We start from the raw sequence: 3583 nt of genomic DNA, 5'->3' as shown, positions 1-3583 counted from the left end.
TCATAAGGGAGGTAATGAAAATTGGAAATCAGGTGGCTCATTTTTTATGTGATCGAACCCTTCAAAAGTGGCTCAATTTTAAATTATCAAATACAAATATTTCAACTAAAATCCAATCATCGACTGCTTCTGCCAGTTGTTCGTTATCCATATCTTCCGTCACGATAATCCCTTTTTTTAATGCTAAAACTTCTAGCCATTTGCTCTTTTTGCTTCGTTTCGTAAAAGCGTCCATATATTTGCGTTGCTTCGGTGTCAATAACTGATAAATCTCATCTACTTCTGCTTCAGTCAAAGGCGTATGAAAATTCCTCAAACTCATGTTTACACCTTCCTTAAAACAAGGTAAATCAGACATCCATTAACCAAAATTCGACATTTGCAACCAAAAACCTTCAAAAATCAATTCTAAACAAAAAAGAGGCCAACATAAACTGATATGATCCCCTTTATAGTAGACAGAAAAAAGAAAGCCCATTAATCTGTCTACTATGGAGGAGATTTTTCTATGGGGAAAATACGAAAAACATATGATGCAACGTTTAAAAAGAAAGCTGTGGATTTATATTTGAAAGAGGACATGGGATACAAAGCGGTGACAAAAGAATTGGGAATTAGTCATTCCATGGTACTTCGATGGGTGAAACGCTATGAACAGGAAGGAATACAAGGTCTGGAGGAAAAACGAGGCAAAGCGAAAAGACCAAATAAAGGAAGACCGAGAACTCGCCCATAAGATCCTGAAACGAAAATCAAGCGTCTTGAGGCGGAAGTAGAGATGCTAAAAAAGCTCTTAAAGAGGTGAAAGGGGAATGGAAGCAGTACCAGCTCACAGGAAGTTCACGATCATTCAAGAAATGGCCGGGTGTTATGGTTCGATTCAACTAATATGTGAGATAGCAGGCGTGTCTCGAAGCGGATATTACAAGTGGGTAAAACGACAGGAACGCCCTTCGCGAAGCACTTGGAAGACGAGCAGCTAAAGGAAAAAATCAAACAGTGCCATAAAGAAGTGAAAGGAATCTATGGGTATCGGAGAGTCACAGTTTGGCTGAAACGGAAACACAAACGGGATATCAACCATAAACGAGTACAAAGGCTGATGAGGGAGATGGGAATCCGGGCGGTGATTCGGAAGAAACGACCTTATTACGGAAAGAAAGGGCCTTATGTGATTTCGGACAACCATCTAAACCGAGATTTCCACGTGTCAAAGCCAAACAAGAAGTGGGTTACAGATATTACCTATTTAATTTTTAATGGGCAAAAGCTCTATTTGTCCGCCATTAAAGATCTATACAACAATGAAATCGTGGCCTACCATATCAGTCAAAGAAATGACATCAAACTGGTCATCGACACGCTAAAAAAGGCCATAAAAAAACGGAATAGGTACAAACAAGATTACTACAGCGTATCCATCAGCAGGAAGGTAAACAGAACGGAGGTATATAAATGAGTAATAACTATGATTTCAAGGTTGCGTGGTGTCCGATTTGCTCCCAAGGATGGGTTGAAATTGTAAAGGACGTTGCAACACAAGAACTTTATGTTATGTGTAGTGACTGTGAAACAGAATGGGATAATCCTGAAAATATTACAACATCAAATGCAAGAATTGAATTAAGTGAAAATCAAGTTACTAATCCAACTATTGAAGAGATACGAAATATTAACTGGGAAAAATATATAATTAATGAATAAAAGCCACAGTTGTAAAGCCTTAGAGGAGTAATTACTCTTTTAAGGCTGTCTTTATGAGATATGGAGTGTCGAATAAACTCCTAGTGATACAATGTATACATGTAATCCATGCAACTTCTATATGATAATTTTTAGAGTTATCTTGTACGCACAAAATGTGTATAAAAAAGATGCCCTATTTTACAATTTTCATCAAATATAACCCACTGAAAAATTATCAGTTACTACCGTTTTTATCGCCAAAAACCTTACCCTTGTTTTCCCACCATTTTATAAAAATTTTTTTCGCAACTTTTTCTTCGCTACCACCGATTACTATAGCGAGAGGATTACTCCACCTCGATTAACTCCTGGATGTCGATGTCCAGCACTTTGCACACTTTTTCTAATGTTGAGAGATAAACTCTGTCCACGTTGTCTGAACAAAGATGGCTGATGGTGTTCGGGCGCAGCCTTTAAGAAGCAAAAAATCAAAAAAGTAGATAAAGAGTTAAAAGCACTTATCAAGCCATTAGGGATGCAGCTTGAAACGATGCCAGGCATTAATACGGTGACTGCATCGGCTTTCATTGCAGAAATCGGGGATATTCATCGTTTCACTAATTCCGACAAACTCGCAAGGTATGCAGGTATAGCCCCTGTCAGAATGGGTTCGGGCGGCAAGGAAACTATTCAGAAAAGCAAACAAGGAAACAGGAAATTATACACTATCTTTTATAACTTGGCTGTTCAACAAAATACATATTTGTAAAGGCAGTAAAACTCCTCGAAATCCTGTGTTTTATGAGTATTATCAGAAAAAGCTAGCAGAAGGTAAAACCAAACAACAAGCGCTTATTTGCATTATGAGAAGACTTGTCAATATTATCTATGATATGAGAAACACAAGACCGCTTATATCATGCCTGAACGGAAAGTCAGTTGATATAATGGGTGATGGTTAGTGAAACTGCCCCCCATTTATAAAGTACATTTTTATAATTTCCTAAGGGTACAGGTAACACTGAGTTAGGTAAAATAACAGGATATAAATTTAAAGAAGATGTTGATTTAGATTTTAGGGGAACAGGAAAGACATATAGGGACTCATTAAATGAAGCTTTTATTAGGACAGGTGTACCGAGAACAGAATTTACTGTGACTAAGTGGGGAAGATATGCTAATGGTAAATCATTCCCAGTAGAGTGGAGAGCTAAAAATGGTGCAGAAGTCAATATTGATATTGGACATACAAAAAATGGTCCAGATGTTCCGCACATTGGTTATCAAACTGGGGAAAAGAGGTGGAGGAGGAGCCATACGTGGGCATATACTGGTAGACGATGTACCTGTAAATAGATAAATGGAGGAATGTATATGTTGTGGAATATTGAGGAACAGATTATGTCTGCTGCTGCTTCTATGAACATCAATGTAACCAAAATATCAGAACATGATACAGAATTAAGATTTCAACAACTTTCCAGAAAATACGCTAACGGTACTAAATTATTTCCGTTGTGGGAGCATCTAGATAACGATATAGCTGTACAACATCCAGAAGCTTGGAAATGGATTGCTGAATATATTGGAAATTCTCAAGCTATTTTGATGTTTAACCCATCCGATGAAAAATCGTCTTATGAAGTAGAGGGGGGAGAAAATCTAGTAAAACTACTGTCAGAAATGTTTAATGTTGAGTTCTATGTTACTAATAAGAACAATGAATATTTATTATGTTTTAACCATCATGATGTACTAATTGCATGTGGAGATGCAACCGAATGGATAAAAAAATAGATTCTTCACCACATTTTGTGATTTAACCCAAAAAATAAGGAAAACACTCACGAATTCCTGGCAATAATGTTAGCGTCACTTAACATAACAGGAGGTTCTA

5 protein-coding genes and 3 pseudogenes are annotated in these 3583 nt (G+C 37.1%); 6 read left to right on the top strand and 2 right to left on the bottom strand.

The genetic code is table 11. The features are described from left to right. Nucleotides 1-61: 61 nt before the first annotated feature. A complete protein-coding gene (locus FB379_RS18145; RefSeq protein WP_242009373.1) occupies nucleotides 62-322 on the bottom strand; it encodes a hypothetical protein in 261 nt (86 codons plus the stop codon). A gap of 186 nt (nucleotides 323-508) precedes the next feature. Here FB379_RS18145 and FB379_RS18140 point away from each other — a divergent pair. The 3 genes and pseudogenes from FB379_RS18140 to FB379_RS18125 all read left to right on the top strand — a co-directional run bounded on the left by FB379_RS18140 (nucleotide 509) and on the right by FB379_RS18125 (nucleotide 1704). Further along, nucleotides 509-805: pseudogene (locus tag FB379_RS18140) on the top strand (transposase). 123 nt (nucleotides 806-928) lie between these two features. Further along, a complete protein-coding gene (locus FB379_RS18130; protein WP_144598576.1) occupies nucleotides 929-1459 on the top strand; it encodes an IS3 family transposase in 531 nt (176 codons plus the stop codon). Next, entirely contained in the window at nucleotides 1456-1704 is a 249-nt protein-coding gene (locus tag FB379_RS18125; RefSeq protein ID WP_066248214.1) for a hypothetical protein, read from the top strand. Before FB379_RS18130 ends, FB379_RS18125 begins: the two co-directional genes overlap by 4 nt. Before the next feature lie 329 nt (nucleotides 1705-2033). On the opposite strand, the gene FB379_RS18120 is transcribed toward FB379_RS18125, so the two are convergent. Further along, nucleotides 2034-2141 carry a helix-turn-helix domain-containing protein gene (locus FB379_RS18120; RefSeq protein WP_257790176.1) on the bottom strand — a complete coding sequence of 36 codons (108 nt, stop codon included), beginning with the start codon at nucleotides 2139-2141 and terminating at the stop codon, nucleotides 2034-2036. Nucleotides 2142-2158: 17 nt separating this feature from the next. On the opposite strand from FB379_RS18120, the pseudogene FB379_RS18115 reads away from it, so the two are divergent. The 3 genes and pseudogenes from FB379_RS18115 to FB379_RS18105 all read left to right on the top strand — a co-directional run. Further along, nucleotides 2159-2629 (top strand): annotated as a pseudogene (locus tag FB379_RS18115) (transposase); the annotation flags it as partial. A gap of 92 nt (nucleotides 2630-2721) precedes the next feature. After that, nucleotides 2722-3046, top strand: a pseudogene (locus FB379_RS18915) (polymorphic toxin type 47 domain-containing protein). A 14-nt stretch (nucleotides 3047-3060) separates the two neighbouring features. Beyond that, the gene (locus FB379_RS18105) at nucleotides 3061-3483 is read left to right on the top strand and encodes a DUF6756 family protein (protein ID WP_242009372.1); all 423 of its coding nucleotides are present in this window, start codon (nucleotides 3061-3063) and stop codon (nucleotides 3481-3483) included. The last annotated feature ends 100 nt before the right edge of the window (nucleotides 3484-3583 follow it).

The sequence above is a fragment of the Aeribacillus composti genome, assembly GCF_007827555.1.
GTDB classification, from domain to species: Bacteria; Bacillota; Bacilli; order Bacillales; family Aeribacillaceae; genus Aeribacillus; species Aeribacillus composti.
This window is presented reverse-complemented; position numbering and strand designations above follow the sequence as displayed.